At 72.0% G+C, this 18,282-nt stretch carries 17 protein-coding genes; 8 read left to right on the top strand and 9 right to left on the bottom strand.

The annotated features are described in order from the left end of the window. Positions 1-6 precede the first annotated feature (6 nt). The gene (locus ACGFNU_RS18380) at positions 7-1,188 is read left to right on the top strand and encodes an acetyl-CoA C-acyltransferase (RefSeq protein WP_392595012.1); all 1,182 of its coding nucleotides are present in this window, start codon (positions 7-9) and stop codon (positions 1,186-1,188) included. A 487-nt stretch (positions 1,189-1,675) separates the two neighbouring features. Here ACGFNU_RS18380 and ACGFNU_RS18375 read toward each other — a convergent pair whose 3' ends face one another. Genes ACGFNU_RS18375 through ACGFNU_RS18365 form a run of 3 tightly spaced genes read right to left on the bottom strand, consistent with a single transcriptional unit; the run spans position 1,676 to position 5,090 of the window. Next, positions 1,676-2,410 (bottom strand): hypothetical protein, encoded by a 735-nt coding sequence (locus ACGFNU_RS18375; protein WP_392595010.1) that lies wholly within the window; start codon positions 2,408-2,410, stop codon positions 1,676-1,678. A 52-nt stretch (positions 2,411-2,462) separates the two neighbouring features. Further along, positions 2,463-4,115: a class I adenylate-forming enzyme family protein gene (locus ACGFNU_RS18370; RefSeq protein ID WP_392595009.1), complete on the bottom strand. Its 1,653-nt coding sequence runs from the start codon at positions 4,113-4,115 to the stop codon at positions 2,463-2,465. Between the two features lie 9 nt (positions 4,116-4,124). Further along, positions 4,125-5,090, bottom strand: coding sequence for an LLM class F420-dependent oxidoreductase (locus tag ACGFNU_RS18365; RefSeq protein WP_392595007.1), 966 nt, complete (start codon positions 5,088-5,090; stop codon positions 4,125-4,127). Between the two features lie 191 nt (positions 5,091-5,281). Here ACGFNU_RS18365 and ACGFNU_RS18360 point away from each other — a divergent pair, with 191 nt between their 5' ends. The 3 genes from ACGFNU_RS18360 (at position 5,282) to ACGFNU_RS18350 (ending at position 7,916) form a co-directional block, all read left to right on the top strand. After that, positions 5,282-6,367, top strand: coding sequence for an S-(hydroxymethyl)mycothiol dehydrogenase (locus tag ACGFNU_RS18360; protein WP_392595006.1), 1,086 nt, complete (start codon positions 5,282-5,284; stop codon positions 6,365-6,367). Beyond that, positions 6,367-6,996 (top strand): MBL fold metallo-hydrolase, encoded by a 630-nt coding sequence (locus ACGFNU_RS18355; protein WP_392595004.1) that lies wholly within the window; start codon positions 6,367-6,369, stop codon positions 6,994-6,996. Before ACGFNU_RS18360 ends, ACGFNU_RS18355 begins: the two co-directional genes overlap by 1 nt. A gap of 134 nt (positions 6,997-7,130) precedes the next feature. After that, complete coding sequence (locus ACGFNU_RS18350; RefSeq protein WP_392595002.1) at positions 7,131-7,916, top strand: hypothetical protein; 786 nt, start codon at positions 7,131-7,133, stop codon at positions 7,914-7,916. 15 nt (positions 7,917-7,931) lie between these two features. Here the strand turns inward: ACGFNU_RS18350 and ACGFNU_RS18345 are convergent, their stop codons facing one another. Continuing rightward, positions 7,932-9,518, bottom strand: coding sequence for an adenylate/guanylate cyclase domain-containing protein (locus tag ACGFNU_RS18345; RefSeq protein ID WP_392595000.1), 1,587 nt, complete (start codon positions 9,516-9,518; stop codon positions 7,932-7,934). A gap of 171 nt (positions 9,519-9,689) precedes the next feature. Here ACGFNU_RS18345 and ACGFNU_RS18340 point away from each other — a divergent pair, with 171 nt between their 5' ends. Next, on the top strand, positions 9,690-10,022 hold the full coding sequence (locus tag ACGFNU_RS18340; protein ID WP_392594998.1) for an SPW repeat protein: 333 nt from the start codon (positions 9,690-9,692) through the stop codon (positions 10,020-10,022). 70 nt (positions 10,023-10,092) lie between these two features. After that, on the top strand, positions 10,093-10,668 hold the full coding sequence (locus tag ACGFNU_RS18335) for a TetR/AcrR family transcriptional regulator (protein ID WP_392594996.1): 576 nt from the start codon (positions 10,093-10,095) through the stop codon (positions 10,666-10,668). Positions 10,669-10,683: 15 nt separating this feature from the next. On the opposite strand, the gene ACGFNU_RS18330 is transcribed toward ACGFNU_RS18335, so the two are convergent. Next, complete coding sequence (locus tag ACGFNU_RS18330; RefSeq protein WP_392594994.1) at positions 10,684-11,178, bottom strand: winged helix-turn-helix transcriptional regulator; 495 nt, start codon at positions 11,176-11,178, stop codon at positions 10,684-10,686. 110 nt (positions 11,179-11,288) lie between these two features. Here ACGFNU_RS18330 and ACGFNU_RS18325 point away from each other — a divergent pair, with 110 nt between their 5' ends. Further along, positions 11,289-12,695: an MFS transporter gene (locus ACGFNU_RS18325; protein ID WP_392594992.1), complete on the top strand. Its 1,407-nt coding sequence runs from the start codon at positions 11,289-11,291 to the stop codon at positions 12,693-12,695. A 12-nt stretch (positions 12,696-12,707) separates the two neighbouring features. Here ACGFNU_RS18325 and ACGFNU_RS18320 read toward each other — a convergent pair whose 3' ends face one another. The 3 genes from ACGFNU_RS18320 to ACGFNU_RS18310 are packed head-to-tail and all read right to left on the bottom strand — an operon-like array spanning position 12,708 to position 15,457. Then, the gene (locus ACGFNU_RS18320; protein WP_392594990.1) at positions 12,708-14,117 is read right to left on the bottom strand and encodes a VWA domain-containing protein; all 1,410 of its coding nucleotides are present in this window, start codon (positions 14,115-14,117) and stop codon (positions 12,708-12,710) included. Positions 14,118-14,119: 2 nt separating this feature from the next. Next, the gene (locus tag ACGFNU_RS18315; protein WP_392594988.1) at positions 14,120-15,028 is read right to left on the bottom strand and encodes an AAA family ATPase; all 909 of its coding nucleotides are present in this window, start codon (positions 15,026-15,028) and stop codon (positions 14,120-14,122) included. 3 nt (positions 15,029-15,031) lie between these two features. After that, complete coding sequence (locus ACGFNU_RS18310; RefSeq protein WP_392594987.1) at positions 15,032-15,457, bottom strand: hypothetical protein; 426 nt, start codon at positions 15,455-15,457, stop codon at positions 15,032-15,034. A gap of 152 nt (positions 15,458-15,609) precedes the next feature. On the opposite strand from ACGFNU_RS18310, the gene ACGFNU_RS18305 reads away from it, so the two are divergent. Continuing rightward, on the top strand, positions 15,610-15,975 hold the full coding sequence (locus tag ACGFNU_RS18305; RefSeq protein ID WP_392594985.1) for a hypothetical protein: 366 nt from the start codon (positions 15,610-15,612) through the stop codon (positions 15,973-15,975). Between the two features lie 108 nt (positions 15,976-16,083). Here ACGFNU_RS18305 and ACGFNU_RS18300 read toward each other — a convergent pair whose 3' ends face one another. Next, positions 16,084-18,279, bottom strand: a complete 2,196-nt coding sequence (locus tag ACGFNU_RS18300) for an acyl-CoA dehydrogenase (RefSeq protein ID WP_392594983.1) — start codon at positions 18,277-18,279, stop codon at positions 16,084-16,086. Positions 18,280-18,282: the final 3 nt, after the last annotated feature.

The following is an 18,282-nucleotide window of genomic DNA, read 5'->3' as shown; positions in this document are numbered from 1 at the left end:
TCCGCCATGACTTCCGCCTACGTCCTCGACTACCTGCGCACCCCGCGCGGCAAGGGCTCCCCACGCGGCTCCCTTCACACCACCAGCCCCGTCGATCTGGTGGTCACCCTCCAGAGAGCCCTGGCCGAACGCGGCCTGGACCCCTCCGCCGTCGAAGACGTGATCATCGGAACGGCCACGCAGGTGAACGAGCAGGGCGCCAACCTCGCCCGCACCGCGAACCTCCTGGCGGGCTGGGGCGCCACGGTCCCCGGCGCGACGGTCAACCGCTTCTGCGCCTCCGGCGTGGACGCCGTCGCCCAGACAGCCGCGCGCATCCGATCAGGCGACCTCACCCTCGCCGTGGCGGGCGGCGTCGAGAGCACCTCCCGGGTCCCGATGTTCAGCGACAACGGCCCGCTCTTCTGCGACCCCGCCACGATCGAGCGCATCGGCTCGGTCCACATGGGCATCGCCGCCGACCTCAACGCCACCCTCGAAGGCTGGACCCGCGACGAACTCGACTCCTACGGCCTGGAAACCCAGCAGAAAGCCGCCAAAGCCTGGGCCGAGGGAGCCTTCACGAAAAGCGTCGTCCCCATCTCCGGCCTGACCCACGACGAGCTGATCCGCGAAACAACACCGCAAACGCTCGCCGCCCTCCCACCCGCCTTCGCCGAGCTCCCCGACCAAGACAAGATCGCCCTGGCGGCCCACCCCGAAGCAGGCGAACTCCGTCACCTCCACACCGTCGGCACCTCCCCCGCACTGGCCGACGCCGCCGCTCTCCTGCTCCTCGGCGACGACAAGGCCGCCGAACGCACCGGCCTCCGCCCCCGGGCCCGCATCGTCGCCTCCACCACCACGAGCACCGACCCGGTCATCATGCTCACCGCAGGCCAGTCAGCGGTCGAAAAAGTGATCGCCAAAGCAGGCCTTCGCCCCGCCGACATCGACGTCTTCGAGTTCGCCGAAGCCTTCGCCGCCCTCTGCCTTCGCTTCCGCCGCGACCTGGACGCGGGCCCCGACCGCCTCAACCCGAACGGCGGCACCATCGCCATGGGCCACGCCTTCGGCGCCACCGGCGCCATCATGGTCGGCGGCTGCGTAGACGAACTAGAACGCCGCGACGCCCGCTACGGCGTAGCAGCAGTAAGCGGCGCCGCAGGCCTAGGCACAGCAGTCCTCCTAGAACGCCTCCCTACCTAGCCCCAGCCGGGGGGAAGACCGCCCCTATGCATTCGGATTCGCCCGCCGAGAAGATCCGGATCGCGGAGAGCCTGGATGCCATCGATGTAAACGACGACGGATGGATTGGACGCCAGCGGCGCGAGGTCGACACCTTCGGCGATCCATCGATGAAGAGTGTGGTCAGGTGGGGCAACTCGGCCAGTGGAGTGAGGTCACGGACATTCTGGCAGTCACCGAGGACCAGTGACTGCAGCCGCCGAAGCCCGCGAAGCGGCGAGAGATCCTCGATCGCCGTGGTGTGCAGGCTGAGCCCCTGCAACCCGTGGCACGCGGCCAGCGGAGAGAAGTCCTGAATCTCCTCACAATGAGCCAGGTTTGCGCAGCTTGATGACGAACGGCGTCCGGCCGTTCTCCTCGCTCAGATCGCCAGCAAACATTCCACGCACGGCGCTGACGGCGAGCCAGCGCAGGAGGGTGCTCTTGCCCGCGCCAGCCTCGCCACGAATCAGCAGCTGAGGCTGATGTACGCCACGCTCAGGGTGGTGCGGGGCCGGTAGCGCTCGATGCGGACGCCGAATAGCTCAATGGTGTCGAGGGTCGCGCCGATGTGGGTGAGATAGCGGCGGCGGAATTCCTCGTCGTCCGCCCTGCCTTCCGGGGCGTCCAGAGTCCTGGCGGGAAGGCGTTCAAGGATGTCGGTGACCATCTCGGCCAGGCCCGACATGCGCGAGAGCATCTCGGCCGAGGCGCGCGGGCCGAACTGTGGCAGGTGGCGGACGATCTGGATCAGGCATTCGCAGCACTCTTCTAGCACGACGTCATAGAGGCGAGTTCCCGCTTCGCCCAGCATCGCGGCCGTGCCGGGCCTGCTGTGGGCGGCTCGGATCTCACGGGCCAGACGGGCCGGGTCGGTGTCGAGGTCGAGGAGTGCCTCGTCCGACAGGTCGGCGGCGTCGAGGGCGTCCACGACCGCATGGAGGGCGGCGGTTTTGTCGTTCTCGCTCAGGCCGCCGTATTCGGGGCCACAGAGCCTGATGACACGCTCGGCCACAGTGTCGGCGATCTCGGTGAGCTGGCGTTCGATCCGGCGGCGATGAATGCGGTCCGGGAAGCGGAGCTGGATCAGGTCGATGAGATCTTTGTTGCGCTCGTCCTTCGCTTGACGTCCGGCCAGCCAGAGTCGACCCGCGCGTCCGCCTACGGCTTTTCCGACCGCGAGCGCCACCGTCTCGATCGCCAACGCGTCCTCCCCTGGGACATATCAGGATCTCTCCCGAATCGTCCCACGGGGGTCAGAGGGTGGTGCGGAGATTTCGTTTGAGGACCTTGCCCACCGGGTTGCGCGGTAGGGCTTCTCGGAGTTCTAGGCGTTCGGGGAGTTTGTACGAGGCGATCCTGAGGTCGCGCAGGTAGGCGACCAGGGCATCCAGGGTCAGGGTCGTGCCGGGACTCGGGACTACTACGGCGCAGATCTTCTCGCCCAGAACCTCGTCGGGGTAGCCGATGACGGCGACCTCGGCGACGGCGGGGTGGCCGGCGATGAGGGCTTCGAGTTCGGCGGCGGCGATGTTCATGCCCCCGCGGATCACGAGGTCCTTGGCGCGGTCGATGTAGCGGATGAACTGGTGGCGGTCTCCGGCGATCTCGAAGATGTCGCCGCTCCTGAGGTAGCCCTGGTCGTCGAAGGGGCTGGCGAGCTGAGACGCGTTCAGGTAGCCGGCGAAGACCTGCGGGCCCTTGACGCGCAGCTCGCCGGGACGGCCGGGTTCGGTGATGTCCTTCTCGGTGACCAGGTCGACGATGCGCATGGTGGTCCAGTCGGCGGCGCGGGTCGACCAGGTGGTGCCGGGGACGCCGTAGCGGGGGAAGTAGCGCGCGCGTTGATCGGGGTCCGGCACGTCGTACGGGTCGGTGAGCATGCCGACGCCTTCGTTGGAGCCGAAGAAGTTGATGACGCCGATGCCGTGTTCCTCCTGCCAGCCGCGGACCATCGCCGGAGACAGCGGCGCCGAGCCCGAGCCGATGCGGGTCAGGGAGGAGATGTCGATGGCCTGGAGCAGATCCTCGCGGGCCAGCAGCATGGTGAGGAGCGCCGGCGCGGCGACGGTGTAGGTGACGCGTTCCTCGGCGATCTGCCGCAGGAACGTGGGCAGGTCGAACGGGTGGTGCTGGACGAAGACGCCGCCGGCCAGCAGCCACGGCAGGAAGAGACCGGCGAAGCCCGCCATGTTGACCATCGGGAACGGGTTGAGCAGCACGTCGGACGCCGTCATGCGCGGCGCCTCCAGGCAGATCGTGGCGATCGCCAGCCAGTCGTCGTGGCACCGGGGAACGCCCTTCGGGGTGCTCTCGGTGCCGGACGTCCAGCAGATGGTGACGCAGTCGTTCGGGTCCGCCTTGTGGACCGGGGCCGGTTCGCAGGGCTTGGCGAGCTCCTCGTCCAGGGAGATGACGTCCGGTGGAAGATCGGTGCCGTACGCCAGGGTCGGCAGGCCGAGCACCATCGCTTCGGCGGCCATCGCGCGATCACTGAAGCGGCCGACGGTGACGTACGCGTCGAATCTCGCCAAGCGAGACAGCTGGGTGGTCTCGTGTTCGCGGTACTGCATCGGCATCGGTGAGACGACCACGCCGAGGCGCCAGCAGGCGAGATAGAAGGCGACCTGCTCGACCGTGTTAGGAAGTTGGACGCCGACGACTTTGCCCTGGGTGAGGCCGTACTTGGCCAGGACGGCGGCGAGGCCGTCGACCTCGGCGTCCAGTTCCCGCCAGGTGAGACGGCGGGCCTCGCGGCCGGTCAGGGCGGCCTTGTTCGCGGGGTCGACTACGGCCAGGCGGTCGGGGCCCTCCGCGACGCGGGCGCGGAAGAGCTCGTCGAACGTGCCGTTCCCCCACCAGCCCGCCGCCGTGTACTCGGCGACCCGTTCGGCCGGGTGCAGTCCCATCGTTCCTCCTCAGATCAGCGACCTGATGGCCCGGAGCGTGCGCTCGCCGCCGGGGTCGTCGTCGGTACTGGCGGGGATGAGCACGACCTCGTCCGCGCCCGCCGCGGCGTACTCCGCCAGGCGGCCGGCGACCGCGGCGAGATCGCCCACGAGGCCGATGGCGGCGATCGCCTCGGCGGGCACCGCGTTCAGGAGCTCGCGCGGATGCGGGCGGGTCCGCGCGAAGGCCACGAGGTCCCCGAAGCCCGCCTCGATGAACATCTCTCCGTAACCCGGCGCGGCCAGGTAGCCGACGATGCCGCGCCGGAGCTGTTCCAGCGCGGCGGGCGACGGGTCGACGGCGGCCGTGACCCAGACGGCGACGCGCGGTGCCCGCTCGCCGGAGGCGGCGCGCATGTCGCGCACGAGGGCGGCGGCCGAGGCGGGAGTGATCAGGTTGAGGACCATGCGATCGGCGAGGGCGGCGGCGGTGCGGACGGCGGCCGGGCCGAACGCGGCGATCGTCAGCTCGGACTTCGGCGCGGGCAGGCGCAGCCGGTAGCCGCGGGTGCGGACCACCGCGCCGTCGAGCGTGACCTTCTCCCCGTCCAGGAACGCGCGGACCGCGGTGGCGGACTCGCTGAGGGCGAGGGCGGGGCGGCGGCGGTCGCGGCCGTGCCATTCGGTCACGACGACCGGGCTGGACGTGCCGAGGGCGACGCCGACGCGGCGTCCGGTGAGGTCGGCGAGGGACGCCACGCCGCGGGCGATCGACATGGGGTCGCGGACGGCGACGGCCAGCGGCCCGACCGTGAGCGCGATGCGCTCGGTGCGCTGGGCGACGGCGGTGGCGAGCGCGAAGACGTCGTAGGTGGCCATCTCGCCGAGCCACAGCTCGCCGTAGCCGAGCCGGTCCGCCGCCTCCACCGTGGGCGCCCACTCCGAGGCCGGGCGGTCCTGCCAGTACCCCGGCGAGACCGACAACACAGGCAGCATGCGCCGTCCCTCTCCCTCGTCACGCGGACCAGGCCAAACTACAATAAACGAAGTTACTCGGGAGGGGCCCGTGGCCGGACCCGGACGGCCGAAGGCCGCGCGGGGACGGGGGCGAGGTCCGCCTGGAGCCGAGCCGCATGCTGATCGGTAGGGTCGTACCGGGCTATAACGAGGAGAGGCGGGCAGCGGCAATGGCGCAGCAGGTACGCGGAGTGATCGCTCCGGGCAAGGGCGAGCCGGTCCGGATCGAGACCATCACGATCCCCGACCCCGGGCCGGGCGAGGCGGTCGTCCAGGTGCAGGCCTGCGGGGTCTGTCACACGGACCTGCACTATCGCGAGGGCGGCATCAACGACGAGTTCCCGTTCCTGCTCGGGCACGAGGCCGCCGGCATCGTGGAGTCGGTGGGCGAGGGCGTCACCGAGGTGGCGCCGGGCGACTTCGTGATCCTCAACTGGCGCGCGGTGTGCGGGCAGTGCCGGGCCTGCCTGCGCGGTCGTCCCTGGTACTGCTTCAACACCCACAACGCCGCGCAGAAGATGACCCTCAGCGACGGCACCGAACTCTCCCCCGCGCTGGGCATCGGCGCGTTCGCGGACAAGACCCTGGTGGCCGCCGGGCAGTGCACCAAGGTCAACGCGGCCGCCTCGCCGGCCGCCGCCGGGCTGCTGGGCTGCGGCGTCATGGCGGGGCTCGGCGCCGCCATCAACACCGGCAACGTGGGCCGCGGCGACAGCGTGGCGGTCATCGGCTGCGGCGGGGTCGGCGCGGCCGCCGTGCTCGGCGCCCGGCTGGCCGGCGCGGAGAAGATCATCGCCATCGACCTGGACGAGCGCAAGCTCGCCACCGCCACCGGCCTGGGCGCCACGCACACCGTCCACGCCAAGGACACCGACGTCGTCGAGGCCGTGCAGGAGCTCACCGGCGGCTTCGGCGCCGACGTGGTCATCGAGGCGGTGGGCCGTCCCGAGACCTACAAGCAGGCCTTCTACGCCCGCGACCTGGCCGGCACCGTCGTGCTGGTCGGCGTCCCCACGCCCGACATGAAGCTGGAGCTGCCGCTCCTCGACGTGTTCGGCCGCGGCGGCTCGCTGAAGTCCTCCTGGTACGGCGACTGCCTGCCGAGCCGCGACTTCCCGATGCTCATCGACCTCTACCTTCAGGGACGTCTGGACCTGGACGCGTTCGTGTCCGAGACGATCCCGGTGGACGGCGTCGAGGCCGCCTTCGAGAAGATGCACCACGGCGACGTCCTCCGCTCGGTGGTGGTCTTCTGATGGCCGCACGCATCGATCACCTCGTCACGTCCGGCACGTTCTCCCTGGACGGCGGCACGTGGGAGGTCGACAACAACGTCTGGATCGTCGGCGACGACGCCGAGGCGATCGTCATCGACGCCGCGCACGACGCCGACGCCATCGCGGCGGCCGTGGGCGACCGCCGGCTGGTGGCGATCGTCTCCACCCACGGCCATGACGACCACATCGACGCGGCGCCCGCGCTCGCGGCCCGCACCGGCGCGCCGGTGTTCCTGCACCCGGACGACCTCATGCTCTGGAAGCAGAAGCACCCCGACGTCAGCCCCCAGGCCGAACTGGCCGACGGCCAGACCATCTCGGTCGCCGGGACGGACCTGACGGTGCTGCACACGCCCGGCCACAGCCCCGGCGCGGTGTGCCTGTACGCGGCCGGCCTGGGCACGGTCTTCTCCGGCGACACCCTCTTCCAGGGCGGCCCCGGCGCGACCGGACGGTCGTTCTCCGACTTCCCGACGATCATCACGTCCATCCGGGACCGGCTGCTCACCCTTCCGGCCGAGACAGTGGTCCGTACCGGACACGGTGACAGCACCACCATCGGCGACGAGGCCCCGCACCTGGAGGAGTGGATCGCGCGCGGCCACTGACCGCGCCACCGCCACCGCCACCGCCACCGCCACCGACACCGACAAAGAGCACCGAACCGGACACCTCGGGCGCATCGACGGGATAGAGTCCGCATTCGGTGCTACAGATGGTGGCCGCCGAGACGGGAGAGGCGATGCGGGGCAGAGCACGGCCCGTTCCGGCCGCCCTGCTCGCCTTCGCCGCCCTCTCCGCCGTCGCGACCACGGGGTGCGGCACCGGGTCCTCCGCGTCGGCCGACGCGCCGCCGGTCGCCATCCCGCCCTTCGCCAGCGAATACCCCATGACCCCGGTGACGCCCGTTCCGGATCCGGGCCGGGCGAGCGAGCCTCCCCGCCCGCTCTCGCCCGGCCCCGGCAGCAAGCCGGTCGGCAAGCCCGGACGCTGGCGGGTCACCGTCTACTACACGCTGGTCGAACGGTTCCACCACGGGAAGCCCAAGGCCGTGCGTGGGTGCACCGAGTTCCACTGCGAGTGGGGCAAGAAGCCGCTCGGCTCGTACCCGGAGGACTTCGTCAAGGCCGTGCAGATCGAGGGCAGCGGCCGGATCACCGCGGGACCGCAGCGCGGCCGCTACCTCAACTGGTCGTCCAGTGTCGGCTGGTGGCTGGACGACACGACCCGCGACTCGGCGGGCAAGCCGCTGCGCCCGTGGAGCACGGCGGCGGCCGACCGGGACGTGCTGGCCCGTGGCCGCAAGTTCCTCATCACCGACTGCGGGAAGAACGATGACGGACGCCGGATCAAGGCCGCCACCTGCGCGAAGTTCCGGTCCCACGAGTGGACGGTGACCGACGTCTTCCGGCCGGGCTGGGGCGGCGACCACCACGCCGACATCTACATCGGCGAAGAGACCGGCCCGAACTTCACCAAGTCACCCCTCTACACCGAACTCCACGGCGCCACCCTCTACACCCGCTGACCGCGCTCCACGCGGTCAGCGTTCGGGTTTGCGGGGTTCGGCGAGGCGGGTCGCGGCGGCGCGGCCTCGGAGCGTGACCTCCTCGCCCAGCCACCAGCGCGCGGCCTCCTCCGGGTCGGCCGCCTGGACGACCGAACCGGCGGCGAGGACGCGGCCGGCGGTCGACTTGGCCAGGTCGGTAAGGCGGGCCGCCTCGTTCACGGGGTCGCCGATCACGGTGTACTCGAAGCGTTCCTCGGCGCCGATGTGCCCGGCCACGGCCTCGCCCGCCGAGACGCCGACGCCCGCCGCCACGCCGGGCACCTCGTCCCGCAGCCGCTCGGCCAGCTCGCGCGCGGCGGCCAGCGCCCGGGTGGTCGCGCCGTCCAGGTCCAGCGGCGCGCCGAAGATCGCCAGCGCGGCGTCGCCCTCGAACTTGTTGATCCAGCCGCCGTGGCTGCCGATCACCTCGACCACGACGGCGAAGAAGTCGTTGAGCAGCTTGACCACCTCGGTGGGCGGCCGGTCGGCGGCCAGCCGGGTGGAACCGACGATGTCCACGAAGATCACCGCGACCTCGCGCAGCTCGCCGCCGAGGTCGATGCCGCGCTCCAGCGCCACCCGCGCGACGTCCTCCCCCACCTGCCTGCCGAAGAGGTCCTGGAGCCGCGCGTGCTCGCGCAGGCCGGACGCCATGTGGTTGAACCCCGCCTGGAGCAGGCCGACCTCGCTGGCGTCGTAGACGGGCACCTCCACGTCCAGGTCGCCGCGCTCGACGCGGGCCAGGCCCAGCCGCACCGACTCGACCGGGTCGGCGATGGCCCGCGCGGCCCCGTAGGTGACGCCGAGGCCGACGACGAGCGCGATGCCGCCGAGCGCCAGGACCGCCAGCGCGAAGTCGCGGACGGTCACCCTGGCCAGCAGGAACGAGCCGACCGCCAGCACGATCAGGCCGAGGATGGGCACAGCCGTGCCCAGCGCCCAGGCCAGCACCGACCTGGCCACCACGCCCGGCAGCCCGGTGTGCTGCGGCATGCCGGTGTGCAGCGCCGTGGTCACCGCGCGCCGGAGGATGCGCTCGCTGAGCAGGTAGACGACGGTGCAGGTGGTCAGGCCGCCCAGGAGGCTGGTCAGGCCGAGCTTGACCGCCAGGAGGGCGTCGAACGGGGCGTTGATGATCACCCAGCCGACCGTGCCGATCCCCCACAGCGTGAGGTGGACGGCCATCAGGCGCAACGGCCCGTACAGCAGCAGGAGGCGCTCGCGCTTGTCGGGCGCGCGGTCCAGCTCGACGAGCCGCCGGGCGCGCCGGAAGAAGCGCTCGCCCAGGACGAGGCCGACCGGCACCGCCGCGATCACGTACGCGCCGAAGACCAGGAAGTTGATCAGGGCCAGCCGGTCGGAGACCGGGCCGTCGGGATTGGGGACGATCACCGTGAACAGCAGCACGACCAGGGCGCCGACCAGGTTGGCCAGCCCGGTGGAGACGGTCACCAGCAGCCGCGCGCGGCGGACGATCTGGCCGCGGGAGTCGCCGGGGCGGCCGTCGATCAGCCGCCACAGGGGACCGAACGGGGTCCGCTGCGGCCGCACCGCCACGGCGTCCGCCTCTTCGATCTCCATGAGGGTGCAGGTTATCCGGTGATTTCTGGTGTTCCGCTCCCGGGCCGCCTGGAGAACCTCACCACGCCGCCACGGAGCGCGACCGTCCACGGCGGATTGACCGGCCGGTCAATCCGGGAATCATTCGAAATGGACAAAGAAGTCCAAACGTGATCCCCCTGGAGGTGGGGAATGGACAAGATCGCATGGCAGGACGCCGTCGCCTTCGTGGCCGGCGTCGCCGCGCTCCTCGCGCCCGAACTGTGGGCGGACGGCATGGGCCGGGAGCCCCTGATGGTGCTGGGCGCCCTGCTCGCGCTCGCGGGCCTGTACGCGCTGCTCGGCGCGGCCGGGCCGTCGGGATGGACGGCCACCGCGTTCGCGCTGCTGCTCTTCGTCGCGCCGTGGGCGTTCGGCTTCACCGGTGAGAGCGCTGCAGCCTGGACGGCATGGATCGCCGGCGGCGTCGCGACTATCGTCGGCCTGTGGGGAGCCACCCGGGCACGTGGCGTCGCCGCGGCCTGAACGACGGTCCCGAGGTGGTCCCTGGCGCGCGAGCGCCCAGGGGCCACAAGCCTTTTCAGGAGGCGCCGGCATGAGGGCATCGAAGAAGGACGACGAGGCCGATGCCCGCACCCGCATCCTGGACGCGGCCGAGAGCCTGTTCGCCGAGCGGGGCTACGACGCGAGCTCGACGGCCCGCATCGCCCGGCTCGCCCGCGTCCCCAAGGGCCTGGTCTTCCACTACTTCCCGCAGAAGATCGACGTCCTGATCGCCCTGATCGACGAGCGCACGTTCATCGAGGAGCTGACCGAGGAGGCCGTCGAGGCGGTGCCCGGCGATCCCGCGGGCACGCTCCGCCGGCTGGCCCGCCGCTTCCCGCTGCGCGCCTCCCCGGCCATGCGCCGGATCCTCTTCCGCGAGGCCGACACCCACACGTCCGTCCGCGACCGGCTCGGGCGGCTCAACAGCGAGGTCTTCGGCCGGGCCCGGCGCGCCCTCGAACTGGCCCTGCCCGGCGCCCGCGGCGACCAGGCCCGCCTGGAGGCCGCCGCCGCCACGTTCGCCGCCGTCCTCATCTACCAGGAGAACCTCTCCCAGCTCACCGGGCAGGCGGTGGACCCCGACGCCGTCGCCGATCTCATCGCCCGTGCGCTGGGCGCCACCTGACCACGTTCGCCGCCTTCAGGGACGGATCGGCTCGAGCATGCGGTGCGGCTCGCGCAGGAGCTTGCTGACCGGGTCGTCCCGGCGTTCGGAACCCGCCCCGGGACGCAGCTCGATCTCGCCGGGGGCGACGAGCGCGGTGCACGAGGGGCAGCGGCCGTCGGGGTCGATGCGCGTGCCGCAGGAGGCGTGGAAGAAGAGGCGGTACGGGAGCGAGCCGTGCAGGTCCTCGCCCCAGCGGCCGAGGGTGTGGACGACCGGCCACAGGCCGAGCCCGCGGGACGTCAGGACGTACTCGTGGCCCTGCTTGTCGAGCACCCCGGCCTCGACGAGCTTCTGCAGGCGGTCGGAGAGCACCGCCTTGGGGACGTCGAGGTGCGAGCGGAAGTCGCTGAAGCGGCGGACGCCGTAGAACGCGTCGCGGACGATCAGGAGCGTCCAGCGCTCGCCGACGATCTCCAGGGCCCGGGCCAGGGAGCAGTCCTGCGAGGTGTAGTCCTTGCCGAGTGCCATGCCCGCAAGACTACCCGCCAGGGAGTTCATTCACCGAACCACATGTGCTAGCGTCCCACCATTGGTTCGTTCACTGAACTTACAGGATGTGCGAAGAGCTTGGAGAGCGCATGACGACCTTGGTCTCCCCCCGTGCCGGTGCCCGTCCCGGCGCCTCCACCGCGGCGCTCGTCCTGCCCGGCGCGGCCACGCTGCTCGCGCTGATGAACTACACCGCGCCCCTGGCCACGCTCACCGACACCTCCGCCGGCCTGCACGCGGGCGCCACCGCGCAGATCTGGGTGATGAGCTCGATCAGCCTCGGCCTCGCCGCGTCCCTGCTGGCGGTCGGCAGCCTCGCCGACGACCACGGCCGCAAGCGCCTGTTCGTGATCGGGGCGGTCCTGCTGGCCGTGGCGAGCGCCGCCTGCGCGATCGCGCCGACCGCCGCCGTCTTCATCGCCGGACGGATCGTCCAGGGCGCCGCCAGCGCCGCCCTGCTCGCCGCCGGCCTCGGCATCATCGGGCACTCCTTCACCACGGGCCCCGAACGCGCCCGCGCCACCGGGATCTGGGGGGCGATGCTCGGCCTCGGGATCGCGCTCGGCCCGATCGCCTCGGCGGGCCTGGCCGCCGCCATGGACTGGCGGCTCTGGTACTGGGTGACGCTCGCGGCCTCAGCCCTGCTCGCGGCCGCGGCCGGCACCCTCACCGAGTCGCGCGCCGCCCGCCGCCGGGGCCTCGACGTGCCGGGCCTGGTGACCATGACCGCGGGCGTCGCCGCGCTGCTCAGCGCGATCACCCTGGGCCGGACGGGCTGGACACGGCCCGGAGTCCTCATCCTCTTCGCGGTGGCGGGCGCCCTCCTGGCCGCGTTCGTCGCCGTCCAGGCCCGCGGCCGCGAGCCGATGCTCGACCTCGCGCTGTTCCGCCGCCCCCTCTTCCTCCTGTCGATCATCGGCGCGCTCGTCACCGGCCTGGCCGTCATCGGGGTCATGAGCTACCTGGCCACCGTGATGGACCTGGCGCTCGGGCTGACCCCGCTCACCTCCGCCCTGGTGCTGGGGGTCTGGTCGGGCATGTCGTTCGTCGCCGCCCTCCAGGCCCGCAGGCTGCCCGCCCGGCTCTCCGCGCGCCACCTGCTGGCCATCGGCCTCGCCCTCAGCGCGCTCGGCGACGTCGCCATGCTCGGCCTCACCCCCGGCGAGCACTGGTGGCGCCTGGTGCCCGGCCTCGCCGTGGCGGGGATCGGCAGCGGCCTCGCCAACGCCATGCTGGCCCGCCTGGCGGTCGAGAGCGTCCCCGCCGACCGCGCCGGCATGGGCTCGGGCGCCAACAACACCGCCCGCTACGTCGGCGCCTCGGTCGGCGTCGCCATGGTGGTCGCGATCGCCACGAGCGGCGTCGACGCGCACGCCCCGGACGCCGCCCGGGCCCTCACCCACGGCACCGACATCGCCCTGCTCGTCTCCGCCGCCCTGGCCCTCGCCGGCGCCGCCCTGGCGATCCTCATCCGTGAACGGCCTCAAGCCCGGTGACCCCGGCGTTCGTTACGCGAGTTCCTCGATGAATTCGGCCAGCTGCGTCAGGTTGCGGCACTCGTACATCGGCACGAGCTCGCCGTAGCGGGAGGCGGCCGAGTCGCCGGTGTCCCACTGGGAGCGCGGCTCGGGGTTGAGCCAGTACGCGTGCCGCGCCTGATCCACCATGCGGCGCAGGATCGGCAGGGACAGCTCGCCGTAGTTGGAACGGGCGTCGCCGAGGACGAGGAGCGAGGTCTTCGGCGTGATCGCGTCCGCGTACTTCTCGTCGAACACCTTGATGGCGTGGCCGTAGTTGCTGCGCCCGGTGATCCAGACCAGGTCGGCCTCCCTGGCCATCCGGGTCATCGCGTCGACGACGTCGGTGCCGGGCGCGAAGTACTTGGTGATCTCGTCGGTCGCGTCGATGAACGCGAACGCGCGGACCTTGCTGAACTGCTCGCGCAGCGCGAACGTCAGCAGCAGCGTGAAGTGCGCGAACGCCGAGACCGAGTCGCTGGCGTCGCAGAGGATCACCAGCTCGGGCTTGTGCGGCCGGCGGGGCCGGTGGTGCGTGGTCAGCGGGACGCCCCCGGTCGCCAGCGACGCGCGCACCGTCCGGCGGAAGTCCAGACGGCCCCGGTTGCCCAGCCGGTGCTTCTGGGCGAGCCGCGAGGCCAGGCGGCGGGCGAGCGGGTAGACCTCGCGGCGCAGCGCGGCCAGGTCGGCGCGGGAGGCGGCGGCGAAGTCGAGCCGTTCCAGCGGCGGGCGGACGGCCAGGCGCGCGGTCCGTTCGACCCCGGTGTCCTCGGCGATCCGCCGGCGGACCTCGGTGGCGACCTGGCCTTCGAAGCGCGAGATCCGGTCACGGAAGGTCCGGCGGGCCACCTGCTCGGCCATGCCACCGCGGTCCCGGCCGGTGAGCACGGCGTTCAGCAGCCGGGCCATCAGGGTCTCGGGCGACATGGCGCGCAGCACGCCGGACGAGAACCACGACTCCTGGCCAGGCGTCTGCCCGTACTCCGCGACCGCCGTCCGCGCGAACTGGCGCAGGCCCTGGTCGTCGCCCGACAGCAGCAGCTCGAAGAGCTCCTCGCGGCGCGCCTGGACCTCCGGATCGAGCGCGGGCGGTACGCGGCGTTCGCCGGGATCCCGCCGCCGGAGCGGCCGGTCCGGCTGGACCGCGCCGTCGCCGAGCGCCGCGGGGAACCACAGGTCGAAGAGCGTGTCGAACGTCCGCCGGTGCACGGGCCGCTTGACGAGCGTGGCGGCGTACGCGGCGCGCAGCGACTCGCGCTCGACGAGGTCGATGACCTGCATGGCGCGGACCGCGTCCAGGCCCTCGGCGACCGACACCGGCAGGCCCGCCTCGCGGAGTGCGGCGACGAAGGCGGTGTGCCGGTCGACGAGCGAGCGCCGGGCGCCGGTGGGGGTCGTCATGGTCAGCTCTTGAGGCCCAGCTTGTCGAGGCCCAGCTTGTCGAGGCCCAGTTCCCTGGTCGCGCGTTCCTGGTCGGAGACGTGCTTGAGGACGACGCCGAGCGTGCGGGCGACGGCGGCCTCGTCGAGCTCGTCCAGGCCGAGGGCGAGCAGCGTCCGGGCCCAGTCGATGGTCTCGGCGATCGACGGCGCCTTCTTGATCTCCAGGCCGCGGAGCGTTCCCACGGTGCGGACCAGCTGCTCGGCCAGTTCGGCCTCGATGCCGGGGACCTGCGCCAGGACGATGTCGCGCTCGCGATCGGGCCGCGGGTAGTCGAGGTGCAGGTAGAGGCAGCGGCGCTTGAGCGCCTCCGACAGCTCGCGGGCGGCGTTGGACGTGAGGACGACGAACGGCCTGCGCACCGCCTTGACCGTGCCCAGCTCCGGGATGGTCACCTGGAAGTCCGACAGCACCTCCAGCAGCAGCCCCTCCACCTCGACGTCGGCCTTGTCGGTCTCGTCGATGAGCAGCACCGTGGCGCCGTTGCGCCGGATGGCGGCCAGCAGCGGGCGTTCGAGGAGGAACTCGTCGGTGAAGATGTCGTCGTGCGTGGAGTCCCAGGCCTGGTCGCTCGGCGCCGCCTGGATGCGCAGGAGCTGCTTCTTGTAGTTCCACTCGTACAGCGCGCGGGCCTCGTCCAGGCCCTCGTAGCACTGCAGCCGGATCAGCTCCGCGTCGGCGGCCCTGGCGACCGCCTTGGCCAGCTCGGTCTTGCCCACCCCCGCCGGCCCCTCGACCAGCAGCGGCTTGCCGAGCGCCTGCGCCAGGAACACGGTGGTGGCGATCGAGTCGTCCGCGAGATAGCCGGCGTTGGCGAGCTCCCGCGCGACGTCGGCGGGCGAGATGAAGAGCGAGTCAGGATTGAGGCTCAAAGATCATGCCTTCGCTTTCGTGTAGGTCTGGTTCGTGCCGGCGAAGGTCATCTTCTTGCCGTCGGCGCTGACCTCCGCGCCCCAGTACGAGGCGGTCTTCGGGTCACCGCCCTGCCAGGAGAAGCGGAACTTGCTCCTGCTCTCCGGAATGGCCTGGCCGCTCCAGAGCGTGTTCTTGTCCTTCATCCAGACGCCCGTGCCGTCCGGCTTGAAGAAGAAGTAGTCCTTCCGGGTTCCTACCCAGCGGCCGGCGAGCGCCTTCACGTCGGCGGGCGCCACCTTGGGCAGCGGGGCCAGCTTCGTGGCCGCCGCCTCGGTCTTGTCCGGGGAGTCGGCCTTCTTCTCGCCGCCGCCGCAACCGGTGAGGACGAGAGCGGTGGCGGCCGCCGCGCCGGCCAGGGACAGGATCGAACGGGCCCGCACGCTCACGTGGACCTCCGGAAGGAGAGGAGGGAGGAAGGACGAAGAGTCGGCAGTTTACCGGCGCGTAGCACCCTGACCCCCCTCATCCCTGGGAGGTACGTGACGTTTCGTTCCCAGGAGGGAAGCGGGCGCCCGTACCGGCGGCCTATAACCGAAGAATGACGACTCCACGCCTGCCCCGGGACGATCTCACCGCGGCGCTGGCCGCCCGCAGGGAGCTGGGTCCCGACTATGACGACGCCTTCATCGAGTCGGTCGTCGACCGGATCGAGCAGACGCTCGACGCGCGCATGGGCGTGCAGCCGCGCCCCGCGCCGATGCCCGCGTACGCGCCGCCTCCCGCGCCGCAGCGGGCGGGCACCGGCGGCGGAGCCGACCTCGCGCTCGCCATCGTGTCGCTGGCGGCGGCCATCCCGCTGACCGCCATCGCCGTGGTGAACGAGGGGATGGGCGCGCTGATCATCGTGTGGTTCGCGATCGTGGCGATCAACGTCGCGCACGCGATGCGCCCCCGGCGCGGCTGAGCGGCCCGGCTCGAACCGGCACAGTTCGGAGCGCCTCCGCCCGGCCGGGAGCCAGGGCGCGGCCGGAGGCCACGTCCCGGCACACCGGGGTACGCTCACGCGCCGGTCCTACTTCCCGGGCTCGGGGTCGCGGGGCAGGCCGAGCAGCCGCTCACCGATGATGTTGAGCTGCACCTCGGTCGTTCCGCCGTAGATCGTCATCGCCCGGCTGAACAACATCGCGCGCGCGACGATCCCGCTTTCGGCCATCGTCACCTGGGTCGTCGCCGTCTCGCCCTGGGCCGCCCAGCAGTAGTCGGCCACGTCCTGGTTGAACTGGACCCCGAGGAGCTTGCGGACGCTCGCCTCCGCGCCCGGCTCCACCCCGTTCAGCTGCTTGAGCGTGGTGCGCAGGCCCAGCAGGTCGATGGACTGGCCCTGGGCGACGAGCTTGCCGACCTCGGCCGTGGCGACCGCGTCCAGCTCCCTGTCCTTGAAGAACGCGAGCAGCTCCGGGACGCCCATGCCCATGCCGCCGCCCGTGGACAGCGACACGCGCTCGTTGCTGAGGGTGTTGCGGGTGACCTGCCAGCCCTTGTTGACCTCGCCCACGACGCAGTCGTCGGGGACGAAGACGCCGTCGAGGAACACCTCGTTGAACAGGGACTCGCCGGTGAGCTCCTTGAGCGGCCGCACGTCGACGCCCTCGGACTTCATGTCGACGAGGAAGTAGCTGATGCCGTCGTGCTTGGGCGCGTCCGGGTCGGTCCGCGCGATGCAGAAGCCCCACTGGGCGAACTGCGCGACCGAGGTCCAGATCTTCTGCCCGGTGAGCCTCCAGCCGCCCTCGACCCGCTCGGCCTTCATCGACAGGGACGCGAGGTCGGAGCCGGCGCCCGGCTCGCTGAACAGCTGGCACCAGACCATCTCGCCGCGCAGCGTCGGCCGCAGGAACCGTTCCTTCTGCTCCTCGCTGCCGTAGCGGACGAGGGACGGCACCAGCCAGGCGCCGATCACGAGGTTGGGCGCCTTGACCTTGGCGGCCTTGAGCTCCTGCTGGATGAGGATCTGCTCGACCGGGCCGGCGCCGCGTCCCCAGGGCTCGGGGAAGTGCGGCACGGTCCAGCCGTCGTCGCCCATCGTCCGGTTGCGCTCGTCCTTGTCCTTGATCGCGGCGAGCTCGGCGATCTCGGCGCGGACGCGCTCGCGCAGCGGCTGCGTGTCGTCGTCCAGCTCCAGCTCGACGGAACGGCGGCCGCCCGCCAGCGCGAGCTCGGCGACCTTGGCCGCCCAGCCCTTGCCGCCGCCGAGCAGCGCCCGCAGGGTCAGCGCGCGGCGCAGGTAGATGTGCGCGTCGTGCTCCCAGGTGAAGCCGATGCCGCCCAGGATCTGGATGGCATCGCGAGCGGTCTGCACACCGGCGTCGGCGGAGATCACCGCGGCCACGGCGGCGGCGAAGCCGGCTTCGTCGGCCCCCTCGTCGAGGGCGCGGGCCGCGTCCCAGGCGGCGGCGCGGGCCTGCTCGGACGCGATGAGCATCCGGGCGGCCTTGTGCTTGACGCCCTGGAACTGGCCGATCGGACGGCCGAACTGCTCGCGCACCTTGGCGTACTCGGCCGCGGTCGTGACCAGCCAGCCGGTCAGGCCCGCGGCCTCGGCGCCGAAGAGCGCGGCCGCGAGGTCGCGGACCTGCGCGGTGGTGACGCCGTCCAGCACACGGTCGGCGGCCACGGAGACCTCCGGCACCTCGACCTTGGCGACGCGGCGCACCTTGTCGAGGCTCTCGACCGGCGTGACGGTCAGCTCGGCGGCGTCGACCGCCACCCACTGCTCGCCGTCGTCGGTGGCCACCGGCAGCACGATCACGTCGGCGAGCGACGCGCCGAGCACCGTGGCGGCGCTGCCGCCGACCACCAGCGCGTCGCCGTCGCGGCGGCCGGTCAGCTCGCCGGAGAGAGCGATCGCGGCGGTCCTCTCCCCCTCGGCGAACAGGGGCAGCAGCTCGCCGCGCGCCTTGGCGTTGCTGGAACCGTCGACCACGGCGCTCGCGAGCACCGTCGGGAGGAACGGGCCGGGCGCCGCGGCCCGGCCCAGCTCCTCGATGACGACGGCCAGTTCGAGCAGACCGTAGCCCTGCCCGCCGTGCTCCTCGTCCAGGTGCAGGCCCAGCAGGCCCTGCTCGGCGAGGGCCGGCCAGAACGAGGGCCTGGCCTCCTCGCCCGCCTCCAGTGCGGCGCGCACGACGGTCGCCGGAATGTTGCGCTCGGCGAACCCGCGCACCGAATCGGCGAGCGCCTCGTGCTCCTCGGTCAGCCCGATGGCCATTCG

Origin of the sequence: Spirillospora sp. NPDC048911, assembly GCF_043198015.1 — a bacterium.
Classification (GTDB): Bacteria; Actinomycetota; Actinomycetes; order Streptosporangiales; family Streptosporangiaceae; genus Spirillospora.
Note: the sequence above shows the minus strand (reverse complement) of the source record. Positions and strands in the feature narration are given on the sequence as shown.

Excerpts from the sequence above, each read along its gene's own strand:
- ACGFNU_RS18380 (WP_392595012.1), top strand. The coding sequence starts at position 7 with ATGACTTCCGCCTACGTCCTCGACTACCTGCGCACCCCGCGCGGCAAG.
- ACGFNU_RS18370 (WP_392595009.1), bottom strand. The coding sequence starts at position 4,115 with ATGGGACTGCACCCGGCCGAACGGGTCGCCGAGTACACGGCGGCGGGC.
- ACGFNU_RS18365 (WP_392595007.1), bottom strand. The coding sequence starts at position 5,090 with ATGCTGCCTGTGTTGTCGGTCTCGCCGGGGTACTGGCAGGACCGCCCG.
- ACGFNU_RS18360 (WP_392595006.1), top strand. The coding sequence starts at position 5,282 with ATGGCGCAGCAGGTACGCGGAGTGATCGCTCCGGGCAAGGGCGAGCCG.
- ACGFNU_RS18355 (WP_392595004.1), top strand. The coding sequence starts at position 6,367 with ATGGCCGCACGCATCGATCACCTCGTCACGTCCGGCACGTTCTCCCTG.
- ACGFNU_RS18350 (WP_392595002.1), top strand. The coding sequence starts at position 7,131 with ATGCGGGGCAGAGCACGGCCCGTTCCGGCCGCCCTGCTCGCCTTCGCC.
- ACGFNU_RS18345 (WP_392595000.1), bottom strand. The coding sequence starts at position 9,518 with ATGGAGATCGAAGAGGCGGACGCCGTGGCGGTGCGGCCGCAGCGGACC.
- ACGFNU_RS18340 (WP_392594998.1), top strand. The coding sequence starts at position 9,690 with ATGGACAAGATCGCATGGCAGGACGCCGTCGCCTTCGTGGCCGGCGTC.
- ACGFNU_RS18335 (WP_392594996.1), top strand. The coding sequence starts at position 10,093 with ATGAGGGCATCGAAGAAGGACGACGAGGCCGATGCCCGCACCCGCATC.
- ACGFNU_RS18330 (WP_392594994.1), bottom strand. The coding sequence starts at position 11,178 with ATGGCACTCGGCAAGGACTACACCTCGCAGGACTGCTCCCTGGCCCGG.
- ACGFNU_RS18325 (WP_392594992.1), top strand. The coding sequence starts at position 11,289 with ATGACGACCTTGGTCTCCCCCCGTGCCGGTGCCCGTCCCGGCGCCTCC.
- ACGFNU_RS18320 (WP_392594990.1), bottom strand. The coding sequence starts at position 14,117 with ATGACGACCCCCACCGGCGCCCGGCGCTCGCTCGTCGACCGGCACACC.
- ACGFNU_RS18305 (WP_392594985.1), top strand. The coding sequence starts at position 15,610 with ATGACGACTCCACGCCTGCCCCGGGACGATCTCACCGCGGCGCTGGCC.
- ACGFNU_RS18300 (WP_392594983.1), bottom strand. The coding sequence starts at position 18,279 with ATGGCCATCGGGCTGACCGAGGAGCACGAGGCGCTCGCCGATTCGGTG.